General features: G+C 68.0%; 16 protein-coding genes. 3 read left to right on the forward strand and 13 right to left on the reverse strand.

Annotated features, from left to right (window positions below; all coding sequences use genetic code 11):
* Positions 1 to 18: 18 nt before the first annotated feature.
* A complete protein-coding gene (locus AC1RR5_RS12400) occupies positions 19 to 657 on the reverse strand; it encodes a YceI family protein (RefSeq protein ID WP_492921915.1) in 639 nt (212 codons plus the stop codon).
* A gap of 197 nt (positions 658 to 854) precedes the next feature.
* Here AC1RR5_RS12400 and AC1RR5_RS12405 point away from each other — a divergent pair, with 197 nt between their 5' ends.
* Positions 855 to 2,612, forward strand: coding sequence for an acyl-CoA dehydrogenase family protein (locus AC1RR5_RS12405; protein WP_492921916.1), 1,758 nt, complete (start codon positions 855 to 857; stop codon positions 2,610 to 2,612).
* Between the two features lie 51 nt (positions 2,613 to 2,663).
* Here the strand turns inward: AC1RR5_RS12405 and AC1RR5_RS12410 are convergent, their stop codons facing one another.
* Positions 2,664 to 3,641, reverse strand: a complete 978-nt coding sequence (locus AC1RR5_RS12410; protein WP_492921917.1) for an alpha/beta fold hydrolase — start codon at positions 3,639 to 3,641, stop codon at positions 2,664 to 2,666.
* A gap of 127 nt (positions 3,642 to 3,768) precedes the next feature.
* On the opposite strand from AC1RR5_RS12410, the gene AC1RR5_RS12415 reads away from it, so the two are divergent.
* Positions 3,769 to 4,215: a MarR family winged helix-turn-helix transcriptional regulator gene (locus AC1RR5_RS12415; protein WP_492921919.1), complete on the forward strand. Its 447-nt coding sequence runs from the start codon at positions 3,769 to 3,771 to the stop codon at positions 4,213 to 4,215.
* 44 nt (positions 4,216 to 4,259) lie between these two features.
* Here the strand turns inward: AC1RR5_RS12415 and AC1RR5_RS12420 are convergent, their stop codons facing one another.
* Positions 4,260 to 4,742, reverse strand: coding sequence for a peroxiredoxin (locus tag AC1RR5_RS12420; RefSeq protein ID WP_492921921.1), 483 nt, complete (start codon positions 4,740 to 4,742; stop codon positions 4,260 to 4,262).
* A gap of 129 nt (positions 4,743 to 4,871) precedes the next feature.
* Here AC1RR5_RS12420 and AC1RR5_RS12425 point away from each other — a divergent pair, with 129 nt between their 5' ends.
* Positions 4,872 to 5,468: a YqgE/AlgH family protein gene (locus tag AC1RR5_RS12425; protein ID WP_492921923.1), complete on the forward strand. Its 597-nt coding sequence runs from the start codon at positions 4,872 to 4,874 to the stop codon at positions 5,466 to 5,468.
* Here the strand turns inward: AC1RR5_RS12425 and AC1RR5_RS12430 are convergent.
* From AC1RR5_RS12430 to cyoE, 10 genes are all read right to left on the reverse strand, one after another.
* The gene (locus AC1RR5_RS12430) at positions 5,465 to 7,132 is read right to left on the reverse strand and encodes a putative bifunctional diguanylate cyclase/phosphodiesterase (protein WP_492921924.1); all 1,668 of its coding nucleotides are present in this window, start codon (positions 7,130 to 7,132) and stop codon (positions 5,465 to 5,467) included. The genes AC1RR5_RS12425 and AC1RR5_RS12430 overlap by 4 nt on opposite strands.
* A gap of 27 nt (positions 7,133 to 7,159) precedes the next feature.
* Positions 7,160 to 7,738, reverse strand: a complete 579-nt coding sequence (locus AC1RR5_RS12435) for a GNAT family N-acetyltransferase (RefSeq protein ID WP_492921926.1) — start codon at positions 7,736 to 7,738, stop codon at positions 7,160 to 7,162.
* Positions 7,739 to 7,755: 17 nt separating this feature from the next.
* Positions 7,756 to 9,024 carry a M16 family metallopeptidase gene (locus tag AC1RR5_RS12440; protein WP_492921928.1) on the reverse strand — a complete coding sequence of 423 codons (1,269 nt, stop codon included), beginning with the start codon at positions 9,022 to 9,024 and terminating at the stop codon, positions 7,756 to 7,758.
* 46 nt (positions 9,025 to 9,070) lie between these two features.
* Complete coding sequence (thrC, locus tag AC1RR5_RS12445; protein WP_492921929.1) at positions 9,071 to 10,468, reverse strand: threonine synthase; 1,398 nt, start codon at positions 10,466 to 10,468, stop codon at positions 9,071 to 9,073.
* Positions 10,468 to 11,154, reverse strand: a complete 687-nt coding sequence (locus AC1RR5_RS12450) for an SURF1 family protein (RefSeq protein WP_492921930.1) — start codon at positions 11,152 to 11,154, stop codon at positions 10,468 to 10,470. Before AC1RR5_RS12450 ends, thrC begins: the two co-directional genes overlap by 1 nt.
* Positions 11,147 to 11,509 carry a DUF983 domain-containing protein gene (locus tag AC1RR5_RS12455; protein WP_492921931.1) on the reverse strand — a complete coding sequence of 121 codons (363 nt, stop codon included), beginning with the start codon at positions 11,507 to 11,509 and terminating at the stop codon, positions 11,147 to 11,149. Before AC1RR5_RS12455 ends, AC1RR5_RS12450 begins: the two co-directional genes overlap by 8 nt.
* Before the next feature lie 129 nt (positions 11,510 to 11,638).
* Positions 11,639 to 12,511, reverse strand: a complete 873-nt coding sequence (locus AC1RR5_RS12460; RefSeq protein ID WP_492921933.1) for a cytochrome c oxidase subunit 3 — start codon at positions 12,509 to 12,511, stop codon at positions 11,639 to 11,641.
* Between the two features lie 70 nt (positions 12,512 to 12,581).
* Positions 12,582 to 13,262 carry a cytochrome c oxidase assembly protein gene (locus AC1RR5_RS12465; RefSeq protein ID WP_492921934.1) on the reverse strand — a complete coding sequence of 227 codons (681 nt, stop codon included), beginning with the start codon at positions 13,260 to 13,262 and terminating at the stop codon, positions 12,582 to 12,584.
* Positions 13,243 to 13,410, reverse strand: a complete 168-nt coding sequence (locus AC1RR5_RS12470) for a cytochrome c oxidase system small membrane protein (protein WP_492921936.1) — start codon at positions 13,408 to 13,410, stop codon at positions 13,243 to 13,245. The genes AC1RR5_RS12465 and AC1RR5_RS12470 overlap by 20 nt, the downstream gene beginning before the upstream one ends.
* Positions 13,407 to 14,429: a heme o synthase gene (cyoE, locus tag AC1RR5_RS12475; protein ID WP_492921938.1), complete on the reverse strand. Its 1,023-nt coding sequence runs from the start codon at positions 14,427 to 14,429 to the stop codon at positions 13,407 to 13,409. The genes AC1RR5_RS12470 and cyoE overlap by 4 nt, the downstream gene beginning before the upstream one ends.
* Positions 14,430 to 14,479: the final 50 nt, after the last annotated feature.

Here is a 14,479-nt window from a genome sequence, read left to right on the forward strand (position 1 = left end):
CCCTGAACTCGGTCTAGCTTACTTCTTGTCGAACTCGACTTCGATGTTCAGCTGCACGTCGTCGCCGACCAGCGGAACGTACTTCGTCACGCCGAATTCCGAGCGCTTGATCGTGGTCGAGGCTGAGAAGCCCGTCTTGACGCTGCCCGGCACGAAGCCCGAGCCAACGCCGTTGAAGGTGACGTCCAGCACGATGGGCTTGGTCACGCCGTGCAGGGTAAAGTCGCCATAGACCTTGCCAGTCGCCGGCTCGACCTTGGTCGAGACGAAGGTGGCGGTCGGGAACTTGTTGGCTTCCAGCCAGCCGTCGCCAGCCAGTTCCTTGTTGAACTTCAGGCCGAAGGCGTCGGCGCCGGTCGCGGTGTCGACCGAGCCCGGATCGATGGTGACGCTGATCTTGGCGGCTTCCGGAGCCTTGGGATCGTAGTCGAAGCTGGCGTCCACCTTGGTGAAGCGGAACTGATAGTTCGAGAAGCCCATGTGCTTGATCTTGGCCACGACCGAGGCGTGGGTCTTGTCGAGCACATAGTGGCCGGCGGGCAGGTCGGCCGGCTTGGTCGAGGAGACGCCCGGCGCGGCCAGCGCGGCGGGGGCCGTCAGGAGGGCGACGGCGAGCGCGCCATAAGCGAGCTTGGAAACGGCGAACGGACGGGACATTGGGGGAAGGGCTCCAGTTAAAACTAAAACAGCAGCAGTTACTGTTTCCCCGACTTAGGAACTCCACCATGGGATGGAAGGGCCCAGCACCCACCATGTGATCACGAGACCGTGATCATGCACAGAAAGCCGACCTCGGCTTGGCGACGTAGCGTCACCCCGCCTAAACAGGTCGCCGAAAGTCTGGAGTTTTCGGCATGACCTACCGCGCGCCCGTTCGTGACCTTGCCTTCTCGCTGCGGCATGCGGCGGATTTCGGGCGGCTGGCCGACGCCTTCCCCGAGGCCGACGCCGACACAGTAGCAGCGGTGCTGGAAGCGGCCGGCGCCTTCGCGGCCGACGTGCTGGCCCCGCTGAACCGCCAGGGCGATCTGGTGGGCGCCAAGCTGGAGAACGGCGTGGTCCGCTGCGCCCCCGGGTTCGCCGACGCCTACAAGCAGTTTGCCGAAGGTGGCTGGGCCAGCCTGGCCGCGCCGGTCGAGCATGGCGGCCAGGGCTTGCCCAAGACGCTAGAGGTCGCGGTGCTGGAAATGGTCCAGGCCGCCAACATGGCGTTCGGCCTGTGCCCCATGCTGAGCCTGGGCGCGATCGAGGCGCTGGAGCACCACGGCACGGATAGCCAGAAGCATCTCTACCTGCCGCGCCTGGTCTCGGGCGAGTGGACCGGCACCATGAACCTGACCGAGCCGCAGGCCGGCTCGGACCTGGCCGCCCTGACCACGATGGCGACGCCCGACGGCGACGGCGGCTGGAAGATCACTGGCCAGAAGATCTTCATCACCTGGGGCGACCACGACGCGGCCGATAACATCGTCCATCTGGTCCTGGCCCGCACGCCCGACGCGCCTCCGGGCGTGAAGGGCATCTCGCTGTTCCTGGCGCCGAAGGTGCTGGTCAATGCCGACGGCTCACTGGGTGAGGCCAACAGCGTGCGGGTCGGCGGGTTGGAGCACAAGCTGGGCATCCACGGCTCCCCCACCTGCGTGATGCTGTTCGAGGGCGCCAAGGCCGAGCTGGTCGGCGGCCTGGGCCAAGGCCTGCCCAACATGTTCACGATGATGAACGCCGCCCGCCTGCAGGTCGGGACGCAAGGGACCGCCATCGCCGAGCGCGCCTATCAGCAGGCGCTGGCCTTCAGTCAGGAGCGCGCCCAGGGCCGCTCGGCCTGGACCGGCGCCTATCCCTCGCGCCTGTTCGATCACCCGGACATCCGTCGCACGCTCGTCCTGATGAAGGCCCATATCGAGGCCGCGCGGGGCATCTGCCTGTCGACCGCCGTCGCCGCCGACCTGTCGTGCGCCGCCACCGACGAAGCCACCCGCACCGGCGCCAAGCTGCGCGAGGAGCTGCTGACCCCGATCGCCAAGTCCTGGTCGACCGACGTCGGCGTCTGGGTCGCCTCGCAGGGCGTGCAGATCCACGGCGGCATGGGCTTCATCGAGGAAACCGGCGCGGCCCAGCACTATCGCGACGCCCGCATTGCCCCGATCTACGAGGGCGCCAACGGCATCCAGGCCATCGACCTAGTCGGCCGCAAGCTGATGCTGGGCGAGGGCCAGGCGGTCGGCGATCTGATGGACGACATCCGCGACACGATCGAGATCCTGGTCGCCGGCGACCTCAAGGCCGTCGGCCTGCGCCTGGAAGCGGCCCTGGACGCGGCCGCCTCGGCCACCGCCTGGCTGATCGAGCGCCGGGCCAAGTCGATGCCGGACGCGCTGTCGGGGGCCACGGCCTATCAGAAGCTGTTGGGCGATGTCGTGGGCGGCTGGATGCTGGCCAAAGGCGCCCTGGCGGCGGCCGGCGAGGCTGATGCGGCCTGGGCGGAAAGCAAGCGGGCCCTGGCGCGCGTGTTCGCCGAGAGCGTGCTGGCGCAGGTTCCCGGCGCGGCCGCCGGCGTGATGCTGGGCGCGGCGGACCTCAAGGCGATGACGCCGGAGGTCCTGGGGGCCTGATGCGCGAAAGCGCCCGTCCTCGCGGACGGGCGCTCGCATTGACGTCGAACCCTAGGCCTTGAAGAACGCCAGCAGGTCCGCGTTGATCACGTCCGGGTGCGTGGACGCCATGCCGTGCGGCAGGCCCGGATAGGTCTTCAACGTGCCCTTCTTGACCAGCTTGATGGCCAGGTGGGCGCTGTCGGCGATCGGGACGATCTGGTCGTCTTCGCCGTGCATGATGAAGACCGGGACATCGACCTTCTTCAGATCGTCGGTGAAGTCGGTTTCCGAGAAGGCCTTGATGCAGTCGTAGTGGGCCTTGGCGCCGCCCGTCATGCCCTGGCGCCACCAGTTGTCGATCAGGCCCTGGCTGACCTTGGCGCCCGGACGGTTGAAGCCGAAGAACGGGCCCTCGGGGATGTCGCGGAAGAACTGGGCGCGGTTGGCGACCAGAGCCGTGCGGAAGCTGTCGAACACCTCGATCGGCAGGCCGCCCGGATTCTTGGCCGACTTGAGCATCACCGGCGGCACCGCGCCGATCAGCACCACCTTGCCCACCCGGCCCGGCTTGGCGCGCGCCGCGTAGTGGATCGCCTCGCCGCCGCCAGTCGAGTGGCCGACGTGGAAGGCGCTCTTCAGGTCCAGGTGGTCGGCCAGGGCGATGACGTCGGCGGCGTAGGTGTCCATCTCGTTGCCGGTGTCGGTCTGGGTCGAACGGCCGTGGCCCCGGCGGTCATGGGCGATGACGCGATAGCCCTTCAGCAGGAAGAACATCATCTGCGCGTCCCAGTCGTCGGCGCTGAGCGGCCAGCCGTGGTGGAACACGATCGGCTGGGCGTCCTTGGGACCCCAATCCTTGTAGAAGATCTGGACGCCGTCCTTGGTGGTGACGAAGCCGCTCTCGGCGCGGTTCGCCGCGTGCGGCGTCGTGGTCGCTTTAGGGGTCGCGGCCTGGGCGGAAGCGCCCAGCGAGGCGGCCGCCACGGCGGCGAGACCGAAGCCGGCGGTCATCACGCCGCGACGGGAAGCTTGGTTCGACTGGCTCATGGATCAACCCTCATTTCTTGATTGCGATAATGATTATTGCGAGAACTAGAAGTGATCTAGACCGCGATCGCGGCGCTGTCCATCATTTTCTTTATCGCGATATCGTTTTTCGTGGTAAGAAGGATCCATGACGACCAAACCCCCATCCCCGCGCCCGCTGGAACAGCAGATCTGTTTCACCCTGTACGCGACCAGCATGGCGATCACCCGCGCCTACAAGCCCCTGCTCGACGAACTGGGCCTGACCTATCCGCAGTACCTGACGCTGAGCGTGCTGGGCGAGGCGGGCGAAGGCATCACCATCGGCGGCATCGCCGAACGGCTGGACCTGGAGTCCAGCACGGTGACGCCGCTGGTCAAACGCCTGGAAGCCGCCGGCCTGGTCGCGCGGCGGCGCGGACTCGAGGACGAGCGCCGGGTCGAGGTGACGATGACGGAGGCCGGGCGCGCCCTGCTGGTCCGCTCTGGATGCCTGAACGACACGCTGCTGGAGCGGTCCGGCATGGAAGGCGAGGACCTGGGCACGCTCAACAAGCGGATCCAGGCGCTGCACGAAGCGATCGTCAAAAAGTAGGTGAAAGTAGATGCTCCCCCGCGGTGCGGGGGAGCATCTATGTCTTACAGCTGTTCCAGCAGGTACTCGGCCGACGAGACCTTGAACTGGCCGGCTTCCTCGATGTTCAGCTGGGTGACGACGCCGTCCTTGGCGATCAGCGAATAACGCTGCGAGCGGCCGCCCATGCCGAACTTCGAACCGTCGAAGTCCAGGCCGATCGTGCGGGTAAAGTCACCGTTGCCGTCGGCCAGCAGCAGGACTTCACCGTCGATGCCCTGGTCCTTGCCCCAGGCCTTCATCACGAAGACGTCGTTGACCGAGACGCAGGCGATCGTGTCGACGCCCTTGGCCTTCAATTCGGCGGCCTTCTCCTTGAAGCCCGGCAGGTGCTTGGCCGAGCAGGTCGGGGTGAAGGCGCCGGGAACGGCGAACAGGGCGACGGTCTTGCCCTTGAAGATGTCGTCGCTGGTGAGCGGCGCCGGCCCTTCGGCCGTGCTGGTCATGAAAGTCGCCGCGGGCAGCGTGTCGCCAACCTTGATCGCCATGGGCCGTGTTTCCTCGTGTGTGCGATTGAATTGCGCCTGATCGCATATCCCTCGCGGGGGCAGTCGCCAAGCGCGCTTTGATAACGTGTGCGACTTGAAACCGTCACGTCGAAGGCCAATGCTCAATCCATGGCTAGCTTCATAGACGACGACGAAGATGACGACGCGGACTTCCTGACCGGACGCTTGCTGGTGGCGATGCCCGGCATCGAGGATCCGCGGTTCGAGCGCACAGTGCTGTATCTCTGCGCCCACGACGAGGAGCAGGCCATGGGCCTGGCCGTGAACCGACCGGTCGACGGCCTGACCGTCTACGAACTGCTGGACCGCCTGGGCGTGAAGTCCGAGACCCAGACGCCCAGCGATCTCGTGCTGCTCGGCGGCCCGATCGAGCGCGAGCGGGGCTTTGTCCTGCACACCGACGACTTCAACTCACCGGACTCGACCCTGCCCGTGGCCGACGGCCTGGGCCTGACCGCCACCCGCGACGTGCTGGACGCCATGGCCAGCCGCATGCGCCGGCCGCGCAAGGCGATCCTGGCCCTGGGCTATGCCGGCTGGGGTCCGGGGCAGCTGGAGCAAGAGCTGCGCGACAACATCTGGCTGATCTGCGACGCCGACGAGGGCATCCTGTTCGACGAGGACCACGAGCATAAGTGGACGCGGGCCCTGGCCAAGCTGGGGATCACCGCCGACCACCTGTCGGCGACAGCAGGCAGCGCTTAGCCGCGGGCCTTCACGGGCGCGGCGCCGTCGACATAGGCCTCGTTCAGATAGACCTCGGCCTCTTGCGGCGACAAGGCCGGCGCGTAGCCGAAGCCCTGGCCGTAGTCGCAGCCCAGCGATTGCAGGGCGCGGGCCATCTCGGCGTTCTCGACGCCCTCGGCGACGACTTCGAGGTCCAGGTCCTGGCCCAGCTTGACGACCGAACGGACGATCTTGGCCGAGCCAGCGTTGCCGCCCATGGTGCGGACGAAGTAGCGGTCGATCTTCAGCGTGTCGAACGGCAGGCGCGTCAGGTACGACAGCGACGAGAAGCCGGTGCCGAAGTCGTCCAGCGCCAGGCCGGCGCCCGCTTCGCGCAGGGTCTTGAGGATCACGGCGGCCCGCTCGGGATCGCGCATGATGTCGCTTTCGGTGACTTCCAGCTTCAGGGCGCCGCGCGGCAGACGGTTGACGCGCAAGGTCTCGGCGACGTCGGCCACCAGGCCGGGCCGGTCGATCTCGCCGGTCGACAGATTGACGCTGACGGTCAGGGCGCCCATCGCCGGGTGCGCATCGCGCCACGCAGCCAGCTGCTTGGCCGAGGTGTGCATCATGTGCGCCCCCAGCTCGCTCATCAGGCCCATCTCTTCGATCAGCGGCAGGAACTCGTCCGGCGGCAGCATGCCCCGGCGCGGGTGGATCCAGCGGGCCAGGGCCTCGAAGCCCGACAGCGCGCCCGTCGACAGGCGCACGACAGGCTGGAAGTAGGGCGTGATCTCGCCACGGCCGATGGCGCCGCGCAGGTCGGCTTCCAGGGCCAGCCGCGAGAGACCGTCGGTCTCCATCGAGCGGCCATAGGCGGCCGCGCCGCCACGACCGGCGGACGAAGCGGCCTCGACAGCCAGTTCGGCGCGGCGCAGCAGTTCACAAGCGTCCGGCGCATCCAGGCCGCCTTCGGCCGAGACGGCGCCGATCGACAGGGTCGGGTGAATGTCGAAGCCGGCCACGCGCAGCGGCTGCTCCAGGGCCTGGCGCAGCATCTCGGCCGGCTCGTAGCCTTGCGGCTCGCAGAGCACGGCGAACTCGTCCTCGCCGATCCGGCCCAGCAGGGCGTCGGACGGGAAGGCGGCGGCCAAGCGCGAGCCCAGGGCGGCCAGCACCAGATCGGCGCGTTCGTGGCCCAAGGCCTCGTTCAGGCGACGCAGACGGTCCAGGTCGGCCACGACCAGCTCGTGCATGCCGTCCTGGCCCAGGCGCTCACGGGCGCGGGCGATGAAGCTGCGGCGGTCCAGCAGGCCGGTGAGCTCGCAACGCTCGGAGGCGGTGAATTTGGTTTCCGGGGCGACGACACCGGCGGCGCGAACGCCCTCTTCCAGCCAGACGCCCCGCCAGAGACAGGTCTCGCCGCCGCGCACGCGGAAGCGGGCGACGACTTCACAGCCGGGTTCGCGGACCTTGAGGACTTCCTCGGCCTGGGCGCGATCTTGCGGCAGGGCCAGGGCGCGGAAGGCGGCCGACGAGCATTCCGGCGCCAGCGGACCCAGACCCAGGGCGCGCGCCGCGCCGTTCAGGCGAAGGCGGTCGGCTTCGGGTTCCCAGATCCACAGCGCGACGTCGGCCCCGCCCAACGCTTCAAGCGTGGCGGTGGTGTCCCAGATCCGTCGCTCACCGGTACGAAAAGACATGCCTATCCCGACTGTGCCGGCGTGCGCTTACTCGGGCGCGACCATGCCGAACAGACGATGATCTCTCCAACCGCCGTTAATTTTCAAATAAGCGGGCGCATATCCCTCTTCGGAAAAGCCGCATTTCAGCAAAAGCGCGGCCGAAGCGTGGTTTTCCGGCATGCATGCGGCTTCAAGTCTGTGCAGGTCCAGGCCGGTGAAAGCAAAGCGGATCACGGTCTCCACCGCGTCGCGCATGTGTCCTTGGCGAGTAAAGGGCTGACCGATCCAGTAACCGACCGAGCCAGTCTGGGCGACACCACGCCGCACGTGGAAAAGACGCACCGCGCCGACCAGGGCGTCGTCTTCCCGACGGAAAATGAAGAACGGATAGGCCTCGCCCAGCTCCAGCTCGCGGGCATAGGCCGACAGGCGGGCGCGGAAGGCGGCGCGAGTCAGGTCGTGCTCGGGCCAGGTCGGCTCCCAGGGCTCCAGGAACGGCCGGGACTTGGCGCGCAGGGCGGCCCAGGCGCGATGGTCGCCGGGACGCGGCGGCCGCAGATAGACGGCGCGGCCCTCCAGGCGCAAACGGGGCCGGGTCTTCAGGAACGGCAGTAAGGCATTCACGACCGCACCATCCGACGCTACGCCTTGGAGGACAACGCCTTGGAGAACGCTTCACCGGCCTTCAAGGCCGACTTGGCGCCCAGGACAGCGGTGGCGGGCGGGCCGCTCAGCAGGCGCGCGCCCAGGCGGGCGACGTCGGCGTGGGTCACCGCATCGACCTCGGCGGCCAGCTCGGTCGTCGGATAGAGGCGATCGAACAGCAGCACCTGCCCCGCCCCCTGCTCGGCGCGCGACAATGGCTGTTCGCGGGCCATGAACATGTGGGCCTTCAGCTGGGCCTTGGCGCGGGCCAGTTCTGCATCGTCGATCTTGTTGATCAGCTTGACCAGCTCCTCGGCGCAGACCTTGGCGGTCTCGACCGCGTCGCCGGCCGCGCAGCCGGCATAGATGCCCAGCGCCCCATGATCAGCGTAAGTGTCGGCATAGGCGTCGATATTGTAGGCCAGACCGCGCTTCTCGCGCGCTTCCTGGAACAGGCGCGAGGACATGCCGCCGCCAAGCGTCTCGGCGAAGATCCGCAGGGCGAAATAGTCCTGCTCGCGCGCGCCGCAGGCCGGCAGCATGAAGACCAGATGCGCCTGCTCCAGCTTACGGGTCTCGGCCTGCGGACCGCCGATGAAGGTCGCCGGCTGCGGGACGGTCGCGCCGGCCGTCGCGGGCAGGTCGCCGAAGGCGCGCTCTGCGGCGGCCATCAGCTCGGCCTCGTTCACCGCGCCCGTGGTGCTGACCACCAGGCGGTCGGCGGCGTAGACGCTGGCGCGCCAGTCCGAGAGGGCCTCGACCGTGGCGGCGTTGACCGTGTCGTCGCTGCCCAGGATCGGACGGCCCACCGGGTGGTCGCCCCAGCTGGCGCGTTGGATCAGGTCGAAGACGTAGTCGTCGGGCGCGTCGGCGGCCTCGGCGATCTCTTGGGCCACGACCTGCTTCTCGCGGGTCAGGTCGGCGGGATCGAGCGTGGGGCGACGGACCAGGTCGGCGATGACGTCCATGCCGAGATCCAGACCGCCCTTGAGGGCGCGAACCTGGAAGCTGGTGCGCTCATAGCCGGTGGCCGCGTTGATCGAGCCGCCCTGGTTTTCGATGACCTCGACGATGTCGCGGGCCGAGCGGCTGCCCGCGCCCTTGAACACCATGTGCTCGAGCAGGTGCGACCAGCCCGACCGCGCCGGATCCTCGTAGGCTGCTCCCCGTCCCGCCACGACCGTCAGGGCCAGGGTTTCAAGGCCCGGCATCGGGTCACACACGACGCGGACGCCGTTCGAAAGGGTGCGGAGAGTGGTCGTCATGTGGCGCGGTATCTAGGCGCGCTTGCGCCTAAATACCAGTCTCGCCTCAAGTATTGGCCGCGAAGGTCCGCACGAAGGCCTTCACCGAGGAGCCGTCCGCCGGCAGGCGCTCGAACTTCTCCGGCTTCTTGGAGAGGTCCGGCGTGGCGCGCGGGGTCGTCGGCGCCAGGCCCGTGGCGGCCAGGACGGCCTCGGGGAACTTGGCCGGGTGGGCGGTCGACAGCACCACCACCGGGACCGAGGCCGGGACGTCCACGCCCTTGGCGGCGGCCAGGCCGACGGCGGTGTGCGGGTCGATGACCTCGCCCGTCTCGTTCAGGGTCGAGAGCATGGTCTTGGCGGTGTCGGCCTCGCTGACCGAGGCGCCGCGGAACAGCTCGCGCATCCAGCCGTGGGCGCCGGGTGGGATGTCCAGCAGGCCGGTAGCGGCGAAGGCGCGGAAGGCTCGGCCGGTCTCGGCGCCATCGCGGCGGACGGCTTCGAAATAGAGGCGCTCGAAGTTGCTGGCGACCTGGATGTCCATGGCCGGGCTCTGGGTCGCCGCGACGTCGCCGCGCGAATAGCGGCCGGTCTCGATGGCGCGGGCCAGGATGTCGTTGGAGTTGGTGGCTGCCGTCACCGAATGGATCGGCAGGCCCAGCTTCTTGGCTACGAAGGCGGCATAGGCGTCGCCGAAGTTGCCGGTCGGCACCACGAAGGCCACCTGCCGCTCAGGCGCGCCCAGGGCGACGGCCGAGGTGAAGTAGTAGACGCTCTGAGCCGCGATCCGCGCCCAGTTGATCGAGTTGACGCCCGACAGGTCCACCGCGTGGCGGAACTGGTCGTCCTGGAACGCCGACTTGACGATGTGCTGGCAGTCGTCGAACGAGCCCAGGATCGAGACGCAGGCGACATTGGCGTCGGTCGCCGTGGTCATGAACCGGCGCTGCACCTCGCTGATGCGGCCCTCCGGGAAGAGCGCGACGATGCGGGCGTTCTTGCGGCCGCGGAACGCCTCGACGGCCGCGCCGCCGGTGTCGCCCGAGGTGGCGCAGATGATGGTCATCTTCCGCGACTGGCGCTCCAGCACGTAGTCGTACAGACGGCCCAGCAGCTGCATGGCGACGTCCTTGAACGCCAGGGTCGGCCCGTGGAACAGCTCCAGCAGGTACTGGTTCGGGGCCAGCTGCTTGACCGGCACGACGGCCGTGTGGGCGAAGCTGGCATAGGCCTCCTCGCACATGTGCAGCAGGTCTTCGGCCGGGATGTCGTCGCCGACGAACTTGCCGACCACGGCGGCCGCCACTTGCGCGTAGGGCTTGCCCGCGAACGCCGCGATTTCCGCCGGCTTGAAGCTGGGCCACTCGGCCGGCACGTACAGGCCGCCGTCGGGGGCCAGGCCGGCCAGCACCGCATCCAGGAAGCCGATAGGGGCGGACTCGCCGCGGGTCGACACGTAGCGCATCAGGGTCTCACTCTCCGCCAGAGCATGGCGGCATAGATAAACAGCAGGGTTACGGCAAGACCGAACCACGTCAGGGCGTATTCCAGGTGCCGATTGGAAATTTCTGCCGGCAGCGGCGCGGGCGTGATTTCGGCCGGCGTCGGGGTCTCGCGCTCGGCCATCAGCACCAGCGGCGCGGGCTTGCGGCCGGGGTAGCGGGCGAACACCTGGGCGCGGTCGCCGCCCATCTGCGCGATCGGGGTCAGCACGCCGACGACCTGGCGTGGGGCGGCGAAGGTCTTGGCCGGCGCCTGGACCTGGCCGGTCAGGCCGGGCACGACGCCGCGATCGACCAGGATCAGGTCATAGCCGCCAGCCTGTATCCCGCAGGCCGCTTGGGCCCGCCAGACCATGTCGCCGTCGCGCACGCCATAGGCCAGGGGCAGAGGCGCGCCGGGGACGTCGGCGCAGTCGACGCTGACCCGCTCCCAGGCCAGGGCCTCGGGCTTGACGCTGGTGGTCAGCACGCTGGCTAGGGGCACGGGCGGCGCGGTCTTCAGCTTCTCGACCCGCGCCAGCAGGTCTTCCTTCCAGTGTAGGCGCTGCATCTGCCAGCCGCCCAGGCCGCACAGGATGGCGAACGAGATGCCCGTGGCGACCGTCAGGCCGATCGGAAAGCCGGTTTTCTTGGGAGCGGGCTCAGACATCGGCGCGGCCCGCTTCAGAGGCCTTCTGGGCGATCTGGGCGGCGACCATCAGGCCCTTGGCCGGTCGCATCAAGCCCAGGGTGATGACCAGCACCGCCGGCAACCAGACCAGCAGCAGCAGCCACACCGGCCAGTTCCAGGCGAACATCGAGAACAGCGCCCCGAACGCGCAGACCGTGCCGGCGATCAGGATCACGAAGGTCGCCGCGCCGTCGCCGGTCTCGAACTTGCCCAGCTCGAAGCCGCAGGCCTCGCAGGTGGGGGTCACCTTCAGGAAGCCCTCGAACAGATAGCCCTCGCCGCAGTGGGGGCACAGGCCGCGCGCGCCGGCGGCGTAGGGGTTGGTCTTGGTCATCGACAAACAGGGCCTTGAAACGAAAAAGGCCCGGAACGCTGGTCTGCGTTCCGGGCCCCTCGGGATCTTTCGATCCGGAGCGCGTCGCCGCGCTCATCTTTTGTGAGCTAGAGCCTTCTAATGAAGGCTCTAGTGGGCCGAGGCCCCGAAGATCACGTAGATGAACGCGAACAGGAACAGCCAGACCACGTCCACGAAGTGCCAGTACCAGGCGGCCGCTTCGAAGCCGAAGTGCTGCTTGGGCGTGAAGGCGCCGTTCAGCAGGCGGATCAGGCAGACGATCAGGAACAGGGTGCCGACGAACACGTGGAAGCCGTGGAAGCCGGTGGCCAGGAAGAAGGTCGAACCGTACAGGCCCGAGTTCGCCGCGGCTTCCGAGTAGAACAGCTGCTCGTGGTTGATGTGGGCGTATTCATAGACCTGGATGCAGGTGAACAGCGCGCCCAGCAGGATGGTCAGGATCAGGCCCCACTTGGCGCCCTTGCGGTCGCCGACTTGCAGAGCGTGGTGAGCCCAGGTGACGGTCGTGCCCGAGAGCAGCAGGGTCAGGGTGTTGACCAGCGGCAGGTGCCAGGGCGAGACGGTCTCGACGCCGGCAGGCGGCCAGGTGGCCCAGGCGGTGCGGACTTCTTCGATGCCCGACAGGGTGCGGTGGTGATGGAACAGCGCCATCTCGAAGAACATCCAGAACCACGCCACGAAGAACATCACTTCCGAAGCGATGAACAGGATCATGCCGTAGCGCAGGCCGATCGAGACGACCGGGGTGTGGTCGCCGGCCTTGGCTTCCTTGGCCACGTCCGACCACCAGCCGAACATGGTGTAGAGCACGCCCGCGAAGCCGGCGGCGAAAATGGCCCAGTTGCCCTTCTCGATGCCGAACACGCCGCCCTTGATCCAGCCGATGAGGCCGATCGCCATGACGGTGGCCGCAGCCGAGCCCACGAAGGGCCACGGGCTGGGCGGAAGGATGTGGTAGTCGTGTTTGACGGCGCCGGCCATGTTGCTGCTAACCCTTATATCCCTCTTGATCACGTCGCCGGTTCCCCCCGCGACATGGTCGTTGTGAACGCTATAGCCCTCTCGACGGTGCGCCGCCAAGGGGTTCCACGATGCGAGGCGTCGCCACGGCGGCGACTTTTTTGTTTTTGCCTTTGCCGTCTCCGCCGGCGGGGTCGTCCTCGACGGCCGGGAAGAACGTGTAGCTGAGCGTGATCTCGTTCTTGCCCTTGGTCTCGGGATCGTCCGCGAATTGGGGATCCACGAAATAGACGACCGGGAATTCCACCGTCTGGTGGGGCTGGATCGTCTGGCTGGAGAAGCAGAAGCACTCCAGTTTCTGGAAGTACGGACCCGCCGATTCCGGCACCACATTGTACAGCGCCCGGCCCGTCTGCGGCTTGTCGGTGGGGTTGGTGACCTTGAAGAAGGCCAGGCCCGTGTCGCCGATGCGGATGTCCTGGCTGGCCTGCAGGGTCTGGAACTGCCACGGCAGCTCGCGGATGTTGGCGTCGAAGCGGACGGTGACCTTGCGGTCCAGGATCCGGGTCGGAGCGACCTCGGCCTTGCGCACCGTGCCGTCGAAGCCGGTGGCCTGGCAGAACAGCTTGTACAGCGGCACGGCGGCATAGGCCGCGCCGATCATGCCGAAGAACGCGCCCGCGCAGATCAGGGCCACCTTGCCGTTGCGGCGGGCGGCCAGTTCCTGCGGCGTGAGCTCCGAGTCGGGCTTCTTAGTGCGGGTGCGCGACATTGCCGCCGAGCCTCACGAGGGTGACCACGAACACCAGGAGCACGAAGCCCACCAGGCCCAGGGCGAGCGCGATGTTGCGCCCGTCGCGAGCCTTCTTGGCCGCGGCCGTCTGGTCCGGGGCCGTCTGATTGTCGACCGGTTGATTCACTTGAGCAGCTCCAGGGCGTGCACGTTCGCCACGGCCTCGCCCAGCAGGGCGGCGAACATCGCGAAGAGATACAGGATCGAGAAGGCGAACAGGTTGCGCGCGGCCTTGGCGCCGGCGGCCTTCTCGTCCTCGGTGACGTCGTACAGGTCGCGGTCGGCCGCGCGCGGGTCGGCCGCATCGCCAGCCTTGCTGGTGAACACGCGCCAGGCCAGGATCAGGAACACCGCGCCGCCCAGGGCGGCCACGGCCAGGTAGATCGGGCCGCCCAGGCCGGTCAGCACCGGCGTCAGGCAGATCGGGATCAGGAGCAGGCTGTAGAGCAGGATCTGCTTGCGCGTCTCCTTGGCGCCCTTGACCACCGGCAGCATCGGCACGCCGGCCTTGGCGTAGTCGGTGGTGATGTACAGCGACAGCGCCCAGAAGTGCGGCGGGGTCCAGAAGAAGATGATGGCCACCATCAGCCAGGCATTCAGCGGGGCCGAACCCGTGGCCGCGGCCCAGCCGATGGCGGGCGGAAGGGCGCCGGCCAGGCCGCCGATGACGATGTTCTGCGCCGTCCAGCGCTTGAGCCACATCGTGTAGACGACGGCGTAGAAGACGATAGTGAAGGCCAGAAGGGCGGCCGCGAACCAGTTGATCGCAAACCCCAAGAACATCACCGACAGGATCGAGAGGACCACGCCCAGCGAGGCGGCTTCCTCGCCCTTGACCTTGCCGGCCGGGACCGGGCGGCCGCGCGTGCGGCGCATCTCGGCGTCGATGTCGGCGTCGTACCACATGTTCAGCGCGCCCGAGGCGCCGGCCCCGACGGCGATGCACAGCACCGCGATCGCGCCCAGAACGGGGTGGATCGGCGCGCGGGCGGCCAGCAGACCCGTCAGGCCCGTGAACACCACCAGCGACATGACGCGGGGCTTCATCAGCTGGAAGTAGTCCTTCCAGCTGGCGGTCTGCGTCGTATCCGGCTGAGCCGTCTCTGCCTGAGCGGTTTCCGGGGTCATGGCGAGGGTCTTCGACATCGAGGTTGGAATATATCGGTCTTGAATGGGCGAAGGGCGCGGCCTGGACC

This window comes from Caulobacter sp. GW821-FHT11E11 (genome assembly GCF_058808315.1).

Excerpts from the sequence above, each read along its gene's own strand:
- cyoE (WP_492921938.1), bottom strand. The coding sequence starts at position 14,429 with ATGTCGAAGACCCTCGCCATGACCCCGGAAACCGCTCAGGCAGAGACG.
- AC1RR5_RS12430 (WP_492921924.1), bottom strand. The coding sequence starts at position 7,132 with ATGTCTTTTCGTACCGGTGAGCGACGGATCTGGGACACCACCGCCACG.
- AC1RR5_RS12450 (WP_492921930.1), bottom strand. The coding sequence starts at position 11,154 with ATGTCTGAGCCCGCTCCCAAGAAAACCGGCTTTCCGATCGGCCTGACG.
- AC1RR5_RS12400 (WP_492921915.1), bottom strand. The coding sequence starts at position 657 with ATGTCCCGTCCGTTCGCCGTTTCCAAGCTCGCTTATGGCGCGCTCGCC.
- AC1RR5_RS12455 (WP_492921931.1), bottom strand. The coding sequence starts at position 11,509 with ATGACCAAGACCAACCCCTACGCCGCCGGCGCGCGCGGCCTGTGCCCC.
- AC1RR5_RS12420 (WP_492921921.1), bottom strand. The coding sequence starts at position 4,742 with ATGGCGATCAAGGTTGGCGACACGCTGCCCGCGGCGACTTTCATGACC.
- AC1RR5_RS12405 (WP_492921916.1), top strand. The coding sequence starts at position 855 with ATGACCTACCGCGCGCCCGTTCGTGACCTTGCCTTCTCGCTGCGGCAT.
- AC1RR5_RS12425 (WP_492921923.1), top strand. The coding sequence starts at position 4,872 with ATGGCTAGCTTCATAGACGACGACGAAGATGACGACGCGGACTTCCTG.
- AC1RR5_RS12410 (WP_492921917.1), bottom strand. The coding sequence starts at position 3,641 with ATGAGCCAGTCGAACCAAGCTTCCCGTCGCGGCGTGATGACCGCCGGC.
- AC1RR5_RS12415 (WP_492921919.1), top strand. The coding sequence starts at position 3,769 with ATGACGACCAAACCCCCATCCCCGCGCCCGCTGGAACAGCAGATCTGT.
- AC1RR5_RS12440 (WP_492921928.1), bottom strand. The coding sequence starts at position 9,024 with ATGACGACCACTCTCCGCACCCTTTCGAACGGCGTCCGCGTCGTGTGT.
- AC1RR5_RS12460 (WP_492921933.1), bottom strand. The coding sequence starts at position 12,511 with ATGGCCGGCGCCGTCAAACACGACTACCACATCCTTCCGCCCAGCCCG.
- thrC (WP_492921929.1), bottom strand. The coding sequence starts at position 10,468 with ATGCGCTACGTGTCGACCCGCGGCGAGTCCGCCCCTATCGGCTTCCTG.
- AC1RR5_RS12465 (WP_492921934.1), bottom strand. The coding sequence starts at position 13,262 with ATGTCGCGCACCCGCACTAAGAAGCCCGACTCGGAGCTCACGCCGCAG.